Genomic DNA, 17191 nt, shown 5'->3' on the forward strand with positions numbered 1-17191 from the left:
ACAAAAACGAGATCGCATTATTTATAACGCAAAGGAGTATACGATGAAATAAGGTATTTCATATACGCTTGAAAGTTAGAGAATTATTTATTGTTCGTTATTTTTTATTCGCTGCATTATAATCAGCCTCAGATACCGGCTCCAGCCATACGACGTTCTGTTCTCCTTCATAATTGGTGATAGCGATATGTATCATTTTGTTGTAGGCGGAGGCGCCATGCCAGTGTTCCACTTTTTCAGGGATACTGATTACATCTCCTTTTTTGATGGACCGGGCTGGCTGCCCTTTTTCCTGATATAGGCCCTCCCCTTCTATTACCACCAGGATCTGGCCTTTAGGATGGGTATGCCAGTGGGTTCTGGCCTTAGGCTCAAAGGTGACGCTTCCCATCGCAAAATTGTTGTTCTTATCCCTGGCCAAAAGTGAGGTCAGGAAAGCATTCCCGGTGAAATAGTCGCTGCTTAATTTTTCTCCTTTGGTGAAAATAGAGGTAGGATGTAGCGTCGTCATTGCAATAAATTTTTAATTGATGTAACTAATAAACAGCCGTGAACTGCATTAGGTTCTAATCAGCAAAACATCCTTATGATGAAAAGCGCATTATTATACATCCAACAAATTTCATATATTTGCGCGCGTAATTGCCTGGGCCTGGACAGTGGCCTGAAGATCTCTAAATTAGAATACCTATACCGATGCTTCCATCTGAGATATACTTATTCATTCATAATGAATAACATAGCAATTTGTTGCGGAAGTCAATTAATCCCAGTACAGATCCCTTACCTAATTCAATGAAACGATTTTTATTATTTTTTGCAATTGTCCTACTTACTAACCATTCATCTCTGTATGCATATGGACCGGATGGAAATGGTGTTTTATATGTTAAGAAGGGTTCATCCGGATCAGGAAGTGGATGGAACGATGCCTTAGGCGAGCTAGCGTATGCCCTCCAGACGGCGGCTGTAACTGGCAGTGGAGTGAAAGAAATCTGGGTAGCTGGCGGTACTTATTACCCGTTGTTTAGTGCAGACAACAGCTCAGATCCGCGCACCTTCACGTTCTCATTAGTTAAAGATGTTGCGATATATGGAGGGTTTGCCGGTACTGAAACCAGTTTGGCTGGCAGAGATTTGAGTATTGTCGCCAATACAACAACTTTAAGCGGAAATATTGGCAATATCACCACAGATGCAGATAATGCCTATCATGTTATGCTGGGAGTGAATTTAAATGGCAATACAACCCTGGATGGCCTCACTATTACAGAGGGAAATGCCAATCAAACCACTTCGATAATAGTAGATGGTTTCTATGTTAATAGTTCCTATGGCGGAGGTATTGAAATCCAGAACAATACTCACCTTATCTGCAGAAACGTTTCCATTACAAATAATAAAAGTTCCCAATATGGAGGTGGTATCATGTCTATTTACGATAGCGATCTATATACAGAAGATTGTATCATTAGCAATAATACTGCTAACTTGGGAGGCGGCATGTGCATTTATCTGAGTAACAGTACAAATAAAAACCTGATAGTTTCAAGAAATAAGAGTAATTCAAGTGGAGCCGGTATCTATGCAAACGCGGTCGTTTCGCTCAATATTACTGGTGGCTCGATCAGTGAAAATACCTCCAATGTTAACGGAGGCGGAATCTATGCTATCAATTCAAATACTACTGCCAGCAACCTGAAAATACAGGGTAATATGGTCGGCGGGCTTGGGGCTGGCGCTTATTTTTTACTTGGTAAACAGCAATTTACTAATATACTTGTCACTGGAAATTTCGCAACAGGTTCAGCGGCCGCCTATTATTTCCTTACCGGTAATTATCAACTCATCAATAATACGATAGTAGCTAATGGACAAAATGGCGGATTCACTATTGGAAATAGTAATGGTACTATTGGGGCTATTTATAACACCGTAATGTGGGGAAACGATTATGGCTTCCAAACAGGAACGGGACTCTCACTGGATATTAAGCACTCGCTCATTCAGGGCAGACCTGCTGACCCGGCAAACAATAACCTGGATGGCGCTACTTTTCCCCAGTTCATATCCGTACCTAGTACTTCGCTTGCTCCTACTACTGCGGGCAACTTCCAGGTGAATAATGCCAGTCCACTCATCAATAAAGGAAACAACACCTTCTTCCCCAATCTGAATGGTTCCAGCATAGATTTGGCAGGCAACAGCAGGGTATCAGGATTTGCAAATGGCGGCACTATAGATATTGGCGCTTATGAAGTTCCGCTGCAATCACAGACTATTACCGCCAGCAACATCACCAAAACATATGGAGATGCAGCCTTTGAATCGGGAGCTACTGCCAGTTCCGGGCTACCACTCACATATTCATCTGCCGACAATACTATCGCAGAAGGATTTTTGGATGCCACAGATAATAAGTGGAAGATAAAAATTAAGAAAGCAGGAACTGTACAGATCACTATTTCCCAAGCAGGAAATGGCACCTATATCGGGACATCCAGCACCATTACCCTCACCATCAATCAAGCCCCGCTTACCGTTGTGGCGGACGATGCCAACAAAACATACGACGGAGCTGTCTACAGTGGAGGTTATAGCGTTACCTATAGCGGGTTCGCGACGGGCGAGAACGAAACGGCACTTACAGGGACCCTCACTTTCGGCGGAAATGCTATACTAGCTGTAAATGTGGGTACCTATAATATTGTACCATCAGGACTCAGTTCAGATAACTACACGATCAGTTACTCCAACGGTACACTCACCATTAAGAAAAAAGTGCTGAGCATTACAGCCAAAGATGTTACTACCCCTTACAATGGCAGTGCCTATAGCGGTGGCGGTGGCGTAGACTACAGCGGCTTCGTTGGAGGGGAAGATGAAAGCCTGCTGACAGGAACATTGACCTATGCAGGTACTTCACAAGGCGCTGTCAACGCAGGAGGATACCCCATTGCACCAGGAGGATTGGCCGCCAGCAACTACACTATTCAGTATGTCACAGGAACGCTGAGTATCACCAAAGCAGCATTAACCATCACAGCGAAAAATGCCAGCAAAACTTATGATGGTAGCCCATACAGCAATTTCGACGTAACTTATAGCACTTTCGCCGGCAGTGATGATCCAACTGCACTTACCGGTACGCTCACCTTTGGAGGTACAGCGCCAGGAGCAGTAAATGCCGGATTATACACCATTATTCCGGCAGGACTCAGTTCCAACAACTATACTATTGCTTATGATCCCGGGGAGCTCACTATTAACAAAGCAATATTAACAGTTACTGCCGCTGACGCCAGCAAAACATACGATAAAACCAGCTACAGTGGCGGGTATACTGTGGGCTATGGTAGTTTTGTCAATGGAGAAGATGAATCGGTGATCAGTGGTACGCCTACATTTAGTGGAGCCGCCATAGCAGCCATGAATGCAGGAACATATCCCATCATCCCAGCAGGTCTTAGCGCTGACAACTATACGATGGATTATAAAAACGGTACCCTGACCATCCAAAAGGCTGCATTAAAAATAACTGCCAACGATGATGTAAAAACATATGATGGTATCCCTTACAATGGCGGTAATGGCATCACCTATTCCCCATTTGTTGCCGGTGAAGACGAGTCTGTACTCTCCGGTACTTTAAGTTATACCGGCTCCGCACAATTGGCTGTTACGGCCGGTAATGGTTACAATATCACTCCTGCCGGACTGACTTCCAACAATTACGATATTGCATTTGCCAATGGCAACCTGACCATCCATAAAGCTGGACTTACCATCACTGCCAATGATGCCAGCAAAACCTATGATGGTATTGCCTATACAGGAGGAAATGATGTAACATATGCGGGTTTTGTCAACCATGAAGATAAAACCCAACTGGGCGGAACACTTTCTTTTACCGGAACCGCTCAAGGGGCCATCCATGCAGGCAGTTATGTCATTACACCCGGTAATCTTACTGCTACTAATTACGACATCGATTATAAAAACGGCACACTGAATATCAATAAAGCGCCTCTAATAATTACTGCCATAAATGCAACTAAAACATATAACGGTTTAGCCTATACGGGCGGCAATAATGTTACGTATACCGGGCTTGTAAATGGAGAATCTGCTGCTGTATTATCGGGTATCCTTTCCTATGGCGGATCTTCTCAGGGCGCTATCAATGCGGGAACAGGGTATACCATCACGCCTTCCGGATTAAACAGTAACGACTATACGATCAGTTATCAAAATGGTATTCTCACTATTTCTCCGGCTCCGCTCACGATTGAAGCAGATAATGCCCACAAATGTGAAGGCCTCGCCAATCCAGCACTGACATTGAATTATACCGGGTTTGTAAACGGAGAGACAGCGCTGGTATTAACACCTGGTGCAAACATCAGTACGAGTGCCGGACAAACATCTGCTGCCGGCGCTTATCCTATCCAGGTATCCGGAGCTGGTTCCTCCAACTATCAAATCACATATAAAAATGGTACGCTCACCGTATATCCATCTCCGGTAGCAACGATCTCCGCATCTGCTACTACATTATGCGGCCCTGATGCCAGCTCTTTACTGATAGCCAGTGGGAATTATCATATGGAATGGACATTAGACAACAAGGTTATTCCTGGCATAAACGGTACTAACCTGCAAGCCGATGAGCCAGGAGTTTATACTGCAATCGCCACAGATTTGAATGGCTGTATAGCGCCCGTATCCAATAGTATCACGCTTAGCCGGTTACTGGCGCCCAAACCTGATTTCATTTATAATATGTCCTGTCTGGAAAAACCGGTATTCTATACCAATAGATCGGATATATCCCAAAGCGGGAATGTCTCTTATACCTGGGATGCCGGAACAGGCATGCAAAGTAATGGGACAGATGCGTCCTTCTCGTACCCGCAGACAGGCATCTATGACGTATCCTTAACGATCATTCCGGAAACCTGTCCGGAACTAGCCACTACCATTACGAAGCAGGTGGATATCAAACCTACCGTTCCCAATGAAAGGCTACCGAAAGTAACTACGCCGATTGGTTACCCTACACCATTAAAAGCACGTAGGATTGCAGGTGTACGCTACAACTGGTCGCCATCCAGCAATTTGGATAACTGGACCAGTCAGCAACCTGTTGTAACCCCGGAGCGAAGCCTGGAATACCTCATTAAAATGGAAACGGCAGCTGGTTGCGTCACAGTGGATACGCTAACAGTGGTAGCTATTCCTTATACAGCCATTCTTGTAGGGAATGCGTTTACTCCTAATGGCGATGGTAAGAATGACATCCTCCATGTCAATCTCAGAGGGATGCAGCAGCTTAAATATTTTAGGATCTACAGCAGATCGGGGCAGTTGCTATTTGAAACGAATAACGAAAGAGTGGGATGGGACGGTCGTTTCAAAGGATTAATTCAACCGTTGGCGACTTATATATGGATTGCGGAAGCAGTTTCCAGGGAAGGAAAAACAATACAACAATCCGGAACGGTAACACTAGTAAGATAAAAAGAAAAGGCCTTAAAAATGAAATATTTTTAAGGCCTTTTCTTTTGTAAACTAACAAGATTTACGCGTGCAAAGCACCATGCTGGGAACAGGATCACAAGGATTCTCTGTTGTTGGATCAGTGATAAATTTGCCGCCTTGCATTAAAGATGGTCCAGCGGTCAGGCGAGCCACAATCTTCTTGTTTAGCGCCAGTTTAGGTAATTGAATTTTCTTTTTCATAGTCGTGCTGTTGAAAGTTAAAAATCAATGTCCCTGTTAAATTACCACTAATTGCAGGTACGAGTTATCCCGTAAAAATGGGATTTATAGCGCATACCGTAACTCCTATTCAATTTCCTTATATGGACGTCTTTCCCAATGACGGTACATATCATGAAATAATTGGCGGAGGTTAGCCACGCCTAATTTTTCTGCATATTTACTTTTCTGGAACCAATCCATGACGTCCATCATGACATAATAATCATTGTGTATGGGCTTCAGCACAAACTCTCTTTCTGCATTTATCAAATGCTTCTCTACGAGGAACATCGCATGTAGTCTGAATAACGATTCCTGTTCGGCAGGATCGGTTTCTGACTGAAGGAGCGCCGCCAGTTTATCGATGGTAGCATATAACTGCTCATCCCAAATACAGAGCAGTTGTTCATACTTCAGTCTATCCAGGTCTTCATTATGCTTTTCCATAAAATTGAGCAGGTGCATGACCTTCTGTAGTCGGAATTCCCGCTTCTGTTCATCATTTAACAGATTCCATTCCAGGTCTTTTTTCACCTTCTCCGCTACGGTTTTTTGCTTCGAAAACCAATCATCTGCACCGGCGGAGTTTTTATAGATTGTATTGTAGGCATTCAGAATACTGGTAAACTGTTCCAATTTTTCGTTCATAGCAAGATATACGTTATATGCTTATTTTAGGGATAGCGGCTGTCAGATTATCATTGCCGGAATCGGTGAGCAGGAGATTATCTTCAATGCGTACCCCACCAATATTCATCCAGTGGTTCAGCTCCTCCCAGTTAATACATTCTTTGAATTTCTTTTTATTGTCTTCATCTTCCAGTAATGGTTTGATGAAATACATACCTGGTTCCATGGTGATCAGATGTCCTGGTTCCAGTTGTATATCCACGCGCAGGCGCGCGCCGAAATAAGTTTTAGGATGTAGATTTTCTTCCTGTCCGGTATCGCGTACACGTAGGCCTACCAGGTGACCCAGTCCATGCGGGAAGAACATATAGACCACTTCCTGTGCAATCAGATCACTGAGATTTCCTTTCAGAATTCCTAAATGGAGTAACCCTTCGGTAAACAGGGCTGCGGCTTTATTGTGAACATCCCGCCAGTAAACGCCGGGTTTGGTCATCTTCGTGCAGGAGTCCTGTACTAATTTCACCAGTTGGTACAATGCTTTCTGACGACTCTCCATCTCACCGGAAGAAATAAATGTTCTGGTAATATCTACGCAGTAATCGTATATATCGGCTCCCGCATCTACCAACACAAGCTCCTGCTCTCCTACCACGCGCTGAGACGGCGCGAAATGCAGGATAGCGGCGTTTGGTCCGGAGCCTACGATAGAATCATAAGGAGTTGTATGCGCGCCATTACGGAAGATTTCCGCTTCATATGCAATTTGAATGTCCCTTTCTGTTATTCCCGGACGGAGTACTTCAGCGATCTTCTTATAACCATGTACCGCAATGTCTGCAATGTGGCGGATCAATTTGATCTCCGCATCATCTTTCACTCTGCGTGTCTGATCCAGTAAGGTGTTCAGCGTGAAAGCCTTTCCTTCCTTTTTGTAATCCGATGTCTGTCCTAATTTATAAACGGTCGTAAATTGTTTAAGGAAAGCGTCCAGGTCCACGAGAGATTTGCCGGGAGTATCCACTAATACATCCTGTTTCTCTCCTTCCCAGAAAGCGGTTTCCTTACCCAATACCTTTTGAAATTCTATCCAACCGGTATCAACACTATATAAGATAACTTCTTCCTCTCTGCGTCTGCCTGTAAGCCAATAGTAGGACGGATGCGGCAAATAAGTATAAGTATTATCAAGTCCGCCCGGCTTCTGAATAGGCGCACCGGCATATACCAGCACCGCTTCCCCTTTGGTTAATACTTCGTTCCATTTGGGAGCGAGTCGCGCTCTTCTGTTATCTATATCTTGTTTTGAAAAGTACATGGTGTATAATTTTATGTGCCTTGTTGTAATAGCAACAAGCATTCAATCATCGAATTTAGCATAGTTCGCTGAAAGTAAAGATGAGTTCCTTTAAAAATAAATTTGCGCAAGCAAATACTTGCACATATATTTGCAAGCAAATGATTGCATATTATGGAAGCACGCAGAGACGTATTTCAGGCCATAGCCGATCCTACCAGGAGAGCCATCATTGGTATGATCGCACAACAGCCAGTGAATGTGAACACCATCGCGGAGAAATTTGATGTAAGCAGACAGGCGATCTCATTACATCTCAAAATCCTTTCTGAATGCGGTCTTTTAAATATTCAGCAACAGGGCAGAGAGCGCTTCTGTGAGGCCAGACTGGACAAACTAAATGAGGTGCATGAATGGGTGGCACAATATCACAAATTATGGACAGGCAGAATGGCGGCCCTCAAACAGTTTGTAGAGCAGGAAGAGTTGTTGCCTAAAAGTCCGAAGAAGCATAAAAAAACTAAAAAATAACAATATGGAAAACCAAGTAAGTACATCGGAAGTTTTCATTGAGGAAACCTTCAACGCCAGCGTGGAAAAGGTATTCAGCGCCTGGACAGACCCCGAAAAACTAATGAAATGGTATGCTCCGGAAGGTTGTACCATTCGATTCAAGCAACTGGATATAAAACCTGGCGGGCGTTTTCATTGCTGTATCCATAATGAAAAAATGGGCGATTGCTGGAGCGTTGGAGAATATCTGGAGATAATCCCCCTTCAGAAACTTGTTTTCACCCTCGCTAATGCAGATGAAAACGGCCACCAGATAGACCCTGTCACGATTGGCTTTGATCCCGAATGGCCAGCGGCTACGGTAGTAACCATCACATTTAAAGAGGAGAATGGGAAAACCAGATTGACCTTGCATCAAACCGTTGCCGAGGTAATTGCTAAGCGTACAGGCGCCTACCCTAGCTGGCTCCAAGCGCTGGAAAAAATGCGGAACACCCTTTAATATTCATCACATGAAAAATATAATCATCCATTTAATCGCCACACTCATGATCACCACCACTCACCCGACCGCCTTATCAGCAACACCAACCACAACAGATACCATACCCGCACAACATGGCTATTCGAAAGTCAATGGGATCAATATGTACTACGAAATTTATGGAGAAGGACAACCTCTCGTATTGGTACATGGCGGCGGTTCTACCATACAAAGCAATTTCGAAACCATCATCCCCATGCTGGCCCAAAGTCGAAAAATAATAGCAGTGGAACTGGAATCCCATGGCAGAACAGGTGACAGACCAAAAGAACTCACCTTTGAACAGGATGCAGATGACGTAGCCGCATTGCTGAAAAACCTGAAAATAGAGAAGGCCGATTTCCTGGGTTTCAGTAATGGTGGAACCACTACCATGCAGATAGCTATTCGTCATCCTGAAATTGTCAATAAGATCATTCTGGGATCAGCACTCTGCAAACGGGATGGCGTCCCCCCTCCATTTTGGGGCTTTATGGAACATGCCACCCTGGATAATATGCCGCAGGAATTGAAAACGGCTTATCTCAAAGTAAATCCAGATCCGGCAGGACTCAAAAGAATGCATGACAAAGATGCCAGCAGAATGGTGCATTTCAAAGACATTCCAGATGAACAGATAAAATCAATTACAGCCCCTACACTCATTATTATCGGGGATAAAGACCTGATCACACCGGAGCATGCCGTTTACATGCAAAGACTCATCAAAAATTCGGAATTAGCCATTATTCCGTGCGGACATGGGGAATACTTAGGTATAAAAATATCTCCCACTTCTGATGGGAAAGAAGCCGCTTATGTGGTTCCTATGATGGAGAAATTCCTTAATAAAACCAATTAAGGGAATTGTATCAATAGCAAAATACGGAGGTCCGCAACCTCCGTATTTTGCTATTGATTTTTTTGTTGCCCTGCCCGCCTGGGCAGGGGCAACAATCAGGTGAAAAGCGTGCAAAACAAGCGTTTGACAGTCCCTGCTCTCAATGCAAACAAACGTTTGTTACCGGGAACTGATACAGAACGGCGCCTGTCAACAGATGCAGGATCCTGATTTCAATGACGGCACTAGTACCCAAACCAACAGTGCCGGCAGTCATACCATTTGTAAATGGCTGCCAGCCTGTACTGGAAGAACCTCCACCAGTATAATTCTGGGTCACATTAATCTGAATAGTTCCGGGAGCATTCCAGAAAGATTCTTTCCAAACACGGTAGTTCCAGGAGTCTACAGATGTTTGCACGGTAGTTCTGCAAAAAAATTCGGATTGCGCCTTCACGCTTACAGCAGCTACCAGGAGGAAGAGAAGGATCAATAACTTTTTCATACGTTTAGAGATTGGGTTAAATGATGCAGGCAGATTACCTGTTGTCTTCCTGACAATATAATTTCCTTCACGGCAATAATACCACAGGACATCATTTAATATCCTAACTGTCCTGATCACCGCAGTGGCAGTTTTTACATTAGTAATTCACGCTAAAAACCCACCTTATGCTAAGTAAACTCTTAATGGTAGTAATGCTCGCTGTAACTACTTATGGGATGGATGTTAACACTAATAAGTCTCAACCCGCTGCAGCTCCGTTAACAAAGGAAAAAGCCAAAACCTATACCTCCTACCCCAGCACCTGGAAAGGCGTTCCTGTACTACCCGCAGATCAACAATTTATGTTTAGCTCTTATATGCTGAACAGATCAACCGGTGTAGCCACATTAATGATAAACAATCCACAATATTCTATTCTGGCTGGTAGTGCAGACTGTCGCTTTTACTGGTTGAATTCCAACATTGATCCAAATTGTACCGGAACTGGCTGCAGAACATGGTCCTATTATTACATGCCAGATGGAACCTTTACTTCCAATAATATATACCTGATTGTCTATTGTCCATATTGATAACAGTAGTCTATATAAAAAGGGCCATGCAGTTAACTGCATGGCCTGTCAAACTATACGGGACCACTAAAATTATTTCTCATTGCTGATGAGCTCCATGGTGTAGCTCATTTCCGGATCTTTACCTGCCTGCATGTACGAAATAAATTTATTGACAGGCACCTGATTGTCGGGCATCACGCCATGTCCTTTATCAGTGGTGGCATTGAAGAAATATAACTCCGACATAGGCACAGAAAGTACGCTCTTCGTACGCGGCAATAAATACTTCATAAACCAAGCCGCTGTAGTAGCCGCTTCTCCACTACCCGTTTCATGACCTACAATCATCCCTCGTTTATTTTGTTGTACCAGCGAAGCAAAATAAGTTGCGGCAGACACGGTTCCTCCGCCCGTCAGTACATACACTTTGCCATGAAAGGCGTCTTTATCCGGCGGAAAGTTTTCCAGTAAACCATCACGCAGCCGGGCATTACCCACATAGATACCATTGCTGTCTTTATCAAAGCGCTGGTACAGGAAATTCTTTTGCGTCTGAATATCCTCATCTGATAATCTTCTGCCATTATCCGCTACCGCATACTCCGGATAGGCGATACCGATAGTACGCGTGCGATAATTGTAGACATTCCGGAAAGGCTTATCTGCCAGAAAAGAATACAAGAGTGCAGATATTGCAGGATTTCCACCACCATTGCTACGCACATCAATGATCACCTGCTTATATTTCCGTTTGTTTAATTCCCGGAAAAACTCACTGAACTCTTTATAAGCATCCGATTCATTAATACCGAAAGTATTCACCGTCAATACGCCGGTTTTCGTTTCATCATAGTAGTCATTGTAGATGACATAGGAGCGTTGTAGCTGATTGATGGGCAACACTGCCATGCGACTATCATGAAAAGCCTGTGTAGTAGCGGCAAAAGGCAATGTTTCTTTTTTCACAGCCGCAATTCCTGGCGCGATGTAACTCACTTGAAAAGTGGATTCATGTGGCGACAGCAGGCTGTACATCACCTGGAAATTCGGATACAGGCGGTCCATGCCGCTGGCGATGTAGCCATCGCTGTAGGCTGGGGTCGACAATGCCTGTATGATATCTTTCACCGGCATATTATTGATGCTGGTAATTTCCGCGCCGAAGGGAATAGCTGCCCCTTTTATATTGACGAATATTTTTCCTTTCTCTATCACTACCGGGAAAGGGAAAAGATGAATCATGCTATACAGTTCCTTCGTATTATCATTGCTTACACTCAGGTTTGTATGCACATCTTTTACCAGGTAGATAGGAGAATATTGCAGGCAGGAAATAACATCCGGGGCGCCCGCAGCCTTTGCCATGAGGGAATCCGCCTTGCGTTGGAAGCTGACAGAGTCGATCCATTTATATGGATTCGGATGTTGTTGTTTCAATATTTCGGTCGCCAGTTTGAAGTCGGCGATAAAATCTTCCTTTGTCAGGTTCGCCAGTTTTTTCTCCTGCGCCTGGGCACTACAAAGTGTCATCAGGAGCGCGGTACTGGAAATGATCCATCTTTTCATATGGTCTGTTTTTGACATTTTAAACAGGTATCAGGAACGTATCAGTTCCAGGATACCTTCATTGCGAATAATCATCATCCCCTGTCTGTCTTCCGTAATACCTTCCTGCAAGCGATACGTGTAACGGGGGCGGGAGCCTTCCATCACGGTAGGGAGGAATGCAAAACGGATATTGTTGTTGGCTCGTAGTGCTTCTCCTACTTCTATGATATGTGTGGATACGATAAACAGGCAGTCCTGGTACGCTGCGAAGGCCTCTGTTACCGCCAGTGTGCCATCATAGGCATCTTTAACGTTTGTCCCTTTAAACAATTCATCAAACATGAGCAATAATCGCTTTCCGCTGGCGGCGGCTTCGGCGGCTTGTTTCACGCGTACCACCTCCGCATAAAAATGGCTGTATCCCAGATGAATATTATCTGCTACGTTGATGGAGGAACAAATACCTTCTCTCACAGAAAAGGTCATGGCGTCTGCTGGCACCGGGAAACCCATATGCGCCAGGTACGTACAGATACCTACCGATTTCATTAGGGTGGATTTTCCGGCCATGTTTGCTCCGGTCAGGAACAGCACATTACTTCCTTCCTGCATGTGCAGATCATTACCTACTGCGCTTTTCAGGCATGGATGACGGAGTCCTTTTACAGTAAAAATATTTTTGTTTTTAGGCAGCGCCTGTGCATAGGAGAATCCTTTTGCGCCGGCCACCTCACTAACGGCAACGTACATATCCAATTCATAAATAAAGGACAGCACCTGTTCCATTGATTCCTGGAGGCGGCCTTTCAGCAGGTGGTCATAAAAAGCAAGGGTTTTCACAGATAACGACTGATAGATATCTATGTTCATTAGTTGATCCACCTCTTTATCCAGTAGTATTTGGCGGATAGCAGCCACTTTTGCGGCATATTGCTCCGTTGCCGGCGTGAGGGTTTGGAGAAACAGGTAACACCGTTTCAGCGTAACGATGGTAGCCTGTAATCCTTGTATTTTCTTACGATAGCGTTCATCGCGGGTCAGCGAAGAGAGTCCTTTTTTAATCAGCGTATCTATCAGCGTTACAGCCGTATTGCCGACGATATTACCGTCCAGGTATTCGCGCATCATGCTTAACTGCGATACGTCGAATGGGAAGGACAAGCCGGCCTGTTGGAAACCCTGAAAGATAGCCGCTCTTTCATTGATAGCTGCAGCATCTTCCAGCGGATGGCGAAAGGCCTCATCCAGCACTTGCTGTCCACCGGCTGTTTTTACCTGGTTGAACAGGTGAAATACAGAACCGTTGCGGTATTTACCCATCAGGTTCAGTTCATCAGCTGTCTGTTTATCTATATTGAAGCTCATAACTGTTCTTTTATTGTTCCAGCGCACGTTTACGCCCATTCTTCAGAATATCCAGTATTCCTTCATTCCGGATGATAATCATACCATGACGATCATCTGTAATACCACGTTCAAGCTTATACGTATATTCCGGTTGATGGCCGTTCATACGGGTAGGCAGGTACAAAAATCCGGTACCGGCATATCGTTTCAGGTCTTCCCCTGCCTCCACGATATGTGAGGAGATCACAAACAAACTGTTCTTCTTTGCTGTGAAAGCGCCGGTAATGGCCACCGTAGCCTCATGGGCATCTTTCACATTTGTTCCGCGGAACAGTTCATCGAAAATCACTAACAGGGATTTGCCGGCATGGAGTTCTGCGGCGATCTTTTTCACCCGTAGTACCTCTGCATAGAAGTGGCTGGCGCCCATTCCCAGGTTATCTGGCAGGTTGATGGTGGTATAGATGCCGTCCAGCACTACAAACTCCATCTTCTTAGCCGCTACAGGAAACCCCATATGCGCCAGGTATACAGCGGTGCTAAGCGAGCGCAGAAAGGTGGATTTTCCCGCCATATTAGCGCCTGTCAGGAAGATCACATGTTCTTCGGTATGCAGGCGTACATTATTGCCGATGGCATTTTTCAATCCGGGATGATATACTCCTTCCAACAATAAGAGGTCGTTTCCTTTCTCCAGCGCTTTAGGAAATACAAACTGATGTTCCGTTGCTACATTGGCAACTGATATATATACATCCAATTGGTATACATGGCGCATCAGTTTCTCTATCCTGCTGCGTTCACGGGTACGAAACAGCAGATCATAGGCTGTTACAGCGGCAAACGACAATCTTTTGTTTTTCTCCTGGCGAACAGGGTCCAGTGCGGAGTCCATCAGTAATTCGCTGATGGCAAGCCTTTCGGTATCGAATGCGGAGATTTGTTTAACGTTATCTGCGCTAATAAAGACGGTCACCTGTTGAATCAGTTCTATCACTGCGGCAACGCCGTTATTAACGTCCTTTTCGCTCAATGCAGCATTACGGGTGGCATTTTTCGTTTGTGCGTTGGCGTTGGCAAGATATTTCTCTGCCATATCAAAAAGGGCCGCGTTGAAGGGGAAGCTTACTTTGTTTTGGGCGAAGAGCGCTATGATGCTGCTTCTCCTGTTGATTTCTTCTCTGTTTGATAATGGTTGGCGAAACATCTCGCTCAGTATAGCCTCTCCCCCTCGTGTGCTGGTATGGTTATACAGGTCATAGATGCCCTGCGTATCGCGCTTGCCGAAGATCCGCAGATCTTCAATAGTCTGGTCATCTGTATGCAACATCATATTATTTTCTTTTTCTCCTGATCAGTAAAACGGTTCCCAATAGCAACACTAATCCTGGTAACACCCACACATATACGATTTTGAGTATGCCTGCGCCAGTGGTACCGATGTTCAACAAGGTATCCTGTGGTTTAGGTCGCGGCGTATAGATGGGGAATTTTCCATCATCCAGCCAGGAATAGAAAGTGCGACTCAAAAACCCGCCTCCCTGGCGCAGGTTACTCATAAAATCAGCATCCGCAGAGATAATGATGCGTTGCTCCTTTTGCGCCAGTTTCCGGGAAAGGGAAACAGCGGTTGTATAACGTGGAATTTTACTATCTCCATCTGCTGGATTGAATACAGGCGGCACGGAATCTGTTACCAGTGTGCCCGCTTTCAGCCATGCTCTATTGAAGCCGGTTTGCAACAACGGCTGTACCGTATAGCCGCTATCGTTAGTCCATTCCAGTCCGGCGACGCCAGGCATCAGCAGGGGCAGACTATCCTCGCCTTTCTTCATGCCTTCTTTCAACAGTTGCAGGAGCGGCTCTCCGGATAAATCCAGGGATTGTATCGTGAGATACGGTTTTACCATGTGCGGCATCTCATCTTTGGAAAGTTCTATCAGCGTGCCATCCATCATTTTCACGCCTAACTGCGCCAGTAATGGGTTTAGCACCTGCTGTTTACCGGGTTCTCCCAGAATGAACATATTTCCTCCCTTATCGATATAACGCTTTAAATGGAGCATGGTAGCTTCACTCAATGCCGTTTTGGGATCTGCGATTACCAGCGTAGTGACGTCTTCCGGAATCTCCTGCGTTTCAGCAATGGTATCTGCATCAAAACCAATGTTAATCAGGGAATAGCGGTTATCTTTTGATAAGGAATGGTAATTGTATTCTCTTTCTCCTTTTTTATAGATATCTCTTTCCAGGTTGCCTGTCAGGAATAATTCTTTCGGCATAACCGGCTGCAGCAAACGTTTGAAGGCAGCTCCTACCTGTGGTTCTTCCGGCCAGAATGTGGCATCATCGAAGGTGCGGAGGAAGGTAGTTTTTCCTTTATACTGCAACTGCATCACCATGCGATAGTTTTCCGGACTTAAATCAATCAGCTTACGTACTTCCGCACCTGGTTTGAACAAAGATGGTTTGATCTCATAACCTTCACACATCTTCGCTGCTATCTCCTGGTAGCTTTTTCTTCCCCAGGTGATATATAGTGTGCTATCGCTGTCTGGCACATCGTAATAGTAAACGTAATTGAATTTGATATCTGGTTTAAAACGCAGATAAGGCTCCCAAAGATTCCAGAGATAATCATTTCGGTTCTCTGGAAGTCCGCGCCCCACGCCACCTCCGAAGAGATTGCAGTACAAGGTTACTTCCAGTGGTCCGTCTTTCATTTCTTTGATCACCTGCTGCGTGTTCACATGCAAGGTGTTATTGTTATTGGCAGTAGTATCCCAATAGCCTATGTATCCCGGACGAGAGCTGAAATAACCCAGCACCAGTACGGAAATAGCGATCAGCATATACCTGCCGGTTTTCACATACCATGGCTTGGATTCCCTTCCAGCCTTGAGTTTGATCAAAGTGAAACCCACGAACATATATACAATCAGGATGAAATAGATCAGATCTTTGGTGGTGATCAGTCCTTTCAACATCTTGGTGGTACGGCCGGAGAGCGACAAAAAGTAGGTCAGATCCCTTACCAGGTCATACTTCTGCCATAAGGTACCTATACGACTCAATATAAAAATGATGATAAAGCTACCTATCGCGGAAACGATCTGGTAGGTAGTCAGACTGGACATAAAAAGTCCGACGGCCGTGTAAGCGCATACCAGGAGATAAAAGCCTAGCAGTGCAGACAACAACCATCCATAATCCGCATGGTGTATATTGATAATTCCCGTGACAATAAATACGCCTACAACACCTACCAGCAGCAGGTTATAGATCATTACCGCCAGGTATTTTCCCAATACAATCTCCCGTATTTTCACCGGAGAGGAATAGAGCAATTTTATAGTACCACTGTTGATTTCGCGACTGATTAAGCCCATGGTTAACAGCGGCACAAACAGGTAGAGGTTTTGGAGTACATTCATAAAAATGCCATCCGGCGCCAGGAAAATACCCGCTGTCATGGCCACCCCGAAATCTTTAAATGTAGGCGTGTTCTGCAACAGCACTTCCTGCCATTTGGCCACCGGATACAATGCGGAAGTATAATACACGCCGCATTGCACCATAAAAGCAATTGTCAGAAACCAGGCTACCGGAGAATAGAAAAGGTTGCGCAATTCTGTTCTCGCGATCTTGAATATCATCTTCATGTAGG

Annotated in this window: 14 protein-coding genes; 5 read left to right on the forward strand and 9 right to left on the reverse strand. The window is 44.7% G+C overall.

All coding sequences use genetic code 11. From position 1 onward, the window contains the following. Positions 1-97: 97 nt before the first annotated feature. Positions 98-511 (reverse strand): (R)-mandelonitrile lyase, encoded by a 414-nt coding sequence (locus tag CLV59_RS23235; protein WP_111594463.1) that lies wholly within the window; start codon positions 509-511, stop codon positions 98-100. A gap of 284 nt (positions 512-795) precedes the next feature. Between CLV59_RS23235 and CLV59_RS23240 the strand changes: the two genes are divergently transcribed. Next, positions 796-5520 (forward strand): MBG domain-containing protein, encoded by a 4725-nt coding sequence (locus CLV59_RS23240; RefSeq protein WP_111594464.1) that lies wholly within the window; start codon positions 796-798, stop codon positions 5518-5520. Between the two features lie 51 nt (positions 5521-5571). Here the strand turns inward: CLV59_RS23240 and CLV59_RS29010 are convergent, their stop codons facing one another. From CLV59_RS29010 to CLV59_RS23250, 3 genes are all read right to left on the reverse strand, one after another. Continuing rightward, positions 5572-5742 (reverse strand): class I lanthipeptide, encoded by a 171-nt coding sequence (locus CLV59_RS29010; RefSeq protein WP_170137893.1) that lies wholly within the window; start codon positions 5740-5742, stop codon positions 5572-5574. Positions 5743-5847: 105 nt separating this feature from the next. Continuing rightward, the gene (locus tag CLV59_RS23245) at positions 5848-6411 is read right to left on the reverse strand and encodes a hypothetical protein (RefSeq protein ID WP_111594465.1); all 564 of its coding nucleotides are present in this window, start codon (positions 6409-6411) and stop codon (positions 5848-5850) included. Between the two features lie 13 nt (positions 6412-6424). Further along, positions 6425-7711, reverse strand: coding sequence for a M24 family metallopeptidase (locus CLV59_RS23250; RefSeq protein ID WP_170137894.1), 1287 nt, complete (start codon positions 7709-7711; stop codon positions 6425-6427). Positions 7712-7864: 153 nt separating this feature from the next. On the opposite strand from CLV59_RS23250, the gene CLV59_RS23255 reads away from it, so the two are divergent. Genes CLV59_RS23255 through CLV59_RS23265 form a run of 3 tightly spaced genes read left to right on the forward strand, consistent with a single transcriptional unit; the run spans position 7865 to position 9588 of the window. Continuing rightward, positions 7865-8221: an ArsR/SmtB family transcription factor gene (locus CLV59_RS23255; protein ID WP_170137895.1), complete on the forward strand. Its 357-nt coding sequence runs from the start codon at positions 7865-7867 to the stop codon at positions 8219-8221. Between the two features lie 4 nt (positions 8222-8225). Then, positions 8226-8705 (forward strand): SRPBCC family protein, encoded by a 480-nt coding sequence (locus CLV59_RS23260; protein WP_111594467.1) that lies wholly within the window; start codon positions 8226-8228, stop codon positions 8703-8705. Between the two features lie 10 nt (positions 8706-8715). Beyond that, on the forward strand, positions 8716-9588 hold the full coding sequence (locus CLV59_RS23265; protein ID WP_111594468.1) for an alpha/beta fold hydrolase: 873 nt from the start codon (positions 8716-8718) through the stop codon (positions 9586-9588). A 139-nt stretch (positions 9589-9727) separates the two neighbouring features. Here CLV59_RS23265 and CLV59_RS23270 read toward each other — a convergent pair whose 3' ends face one another. Then, positions 9728-10072: a hypothetical protein gene (locus tag CLV59_RS23270; RefSeq protein ID WP_111594469.1), complete on the reverse strand. Its 345-nt coding sequence runs from the start codon at positions 10070-10072 to the stop codon at positions 9728-9730. A gap of 167 nt (positions 10073-10239) precedes the next feature. On the opposite strand from CLV59_RS23270, the gene CLV59_RS23275 reads away from it, so the two are divergent. Beyond that, entirely contained in the window at positions 10240-10647 is a 408-nt protein-coding gene (locus CLV59_RS23275) for a hypothetical protein (protein ID WP_146616286.1), read from the forward strand. 72 nt (positions 10648-10719) lie between these two features. Here the strand turns inward: CLV59_RS23275 and CLV59_RS23280 are convergent, their stop codons facing one another. The 4 genes from CLV59_RS23280 to CLV59_RS23295 are packed head-to-tail and all read right to left on the reverse strand — an operon-like array spanning position 10720 to position 17186. Next, a complete protein-coding gene (locus tag CLV59_RS23280) occupies positions 10720-12195 on the reverse strand; it encodes a S41 family peptidase (RefSeq protein ID WP_170137896.1) in 1476 nt (491 codons plus the stop codon). A 30-nt stretch (positions 12196-12225) separates the two neighbouring features. Then, entirely contained in the window at positions 12226-13542 is a 1317-nt protein-coding gene (locus tag CLV59_RS23285) for a MutS-related protein (RefSeq protein ID WP_111594554.1), read from the reverse strand. Positions 13543-13552: 10 nt separating this feature from the next. Further along, positions 13553-14857, reverse strand: a complete 1305-nt coding sequence (locus tag CLV59_RS23290) for a MutS-related protein (protein WP_111594472.1) — start codon at positions 14855-14857, stop codon at positions 13553-13555. 1 nt (position 14858) lies between these two features. Further along, positions 14859-17186 (reverse strand): Gldg family protein, encoded by a 2328-nt coding sequence (locus CLV59_RS23295; protein WP_111594473.1) that lies wholly within the window; start codon positions 17184-17186, stop codon positions 14859-14861. Between the last annotated feature and the right edge of the window lie 5 nt (positions 17187-17191).

Source organism: Chitinophaga dinghuensis (genome assembly GCF_003259435.1).
Classification (GTDB): domain Bacteria; phylum Bacteroidota; class Bacteroidia; order Chitinophagales; family Chitinophagaceae; genus Chitinophaga; species Chitinophaga dinghuensis.

Coding starts and splice junctions, on each gene's coding strand:
- CLV59_RS23245 (WP_111594465.1), bottom strand. CDS start 6,411: ATGAACGAAAAATTGGAACAGTTTACCAGTATTCTGAATGCCTACAAT.
- CLV59_RS23255 (WP_170137895.1), top strand. CDS start 7,865: ATGGAAGCACGCAGAGACGTATTTCAGGCCATAGCCGATCCTACCAGG.
- CLV59_RS23265 (WP_111594468.1), top strand. CDS start 8,716: ATGAAAAATATAATCATCCATTTAATCGCCACACTCATGATCACCACC.
- CLV59_RS23280 (WP_170137896.1), bottom strand. CDS start 12,195: ATGAAAAGATGGATCATTTCCAGTACCGCGCTCCTGATGACACTTTGT.
- CLV59_RS23235 (WP_111594463.1), bottom strand. CDS start 511: ATGACGACGCTACATCCTACCTCTATTTTCACCAAAGGAGAAAAATTA.
- CLV59_RS29010 (WP_170137893.1), bottom strand. CDS start 5,742: ATGAAAAAGAAAATTCAATTACCTAAACTGGCGCTAAACAAGAAGATT.
- CLV59_RS23290 (WP_111594472.1), bottom strand. CDS start 14,857: ATGATGTTGCATACAGATGACCAGACTATTGAAGATCTGCGGATCTTC.
- CLV59_RS23250 (WP_170137894.1), bottom strand. CDS start 7,711: ATGTACTTTTCAAAACAAGATATAGATAACAGAAGAGCGCGACTCGCT.
- CLV59_RS23275 (WP_146616286.1), top strand. CDS start 10,240: ATGCTAAGTAAACTCTTAATGGTAGTAATGCTCGCTGTAACTACTTAT.
- CLV59_RS23270 (WP_111594469.1), bottom strand. CDS start 10,072: ATGAAAAAGTTATTGATCCTTCTCTTCCTCCTGGTAGCTGCTGTAAGC.
- CLV59_RS23260 (WP_111594467.1), top strand. CDS start 8,226: ATGGAAAACCAAGTAAGTACATCGGAAGTTTTCATTGAGGAAACCTTC.
- CLV59_RS23295 (WP_111594473.1), bottom strand. CDS start 17,186: ATGAAGATGATATTCAAGATCGCGAGAACAGAATTGCGCAACCTTTTC.
- CLV59_RS23285 (WP_111594554.1), bottom strand. CDS start 13,542: ATGAGCTTCAATATAGATAAACAGACAGCTGATGAACTGAACCTGATG.
- CLV59_RS23240 (WP_111594464.1), top strand. CDS start 796: ATGAAACGATTTTTATTATTTTTTGCAATTGTCCTACTTACTAACCAT.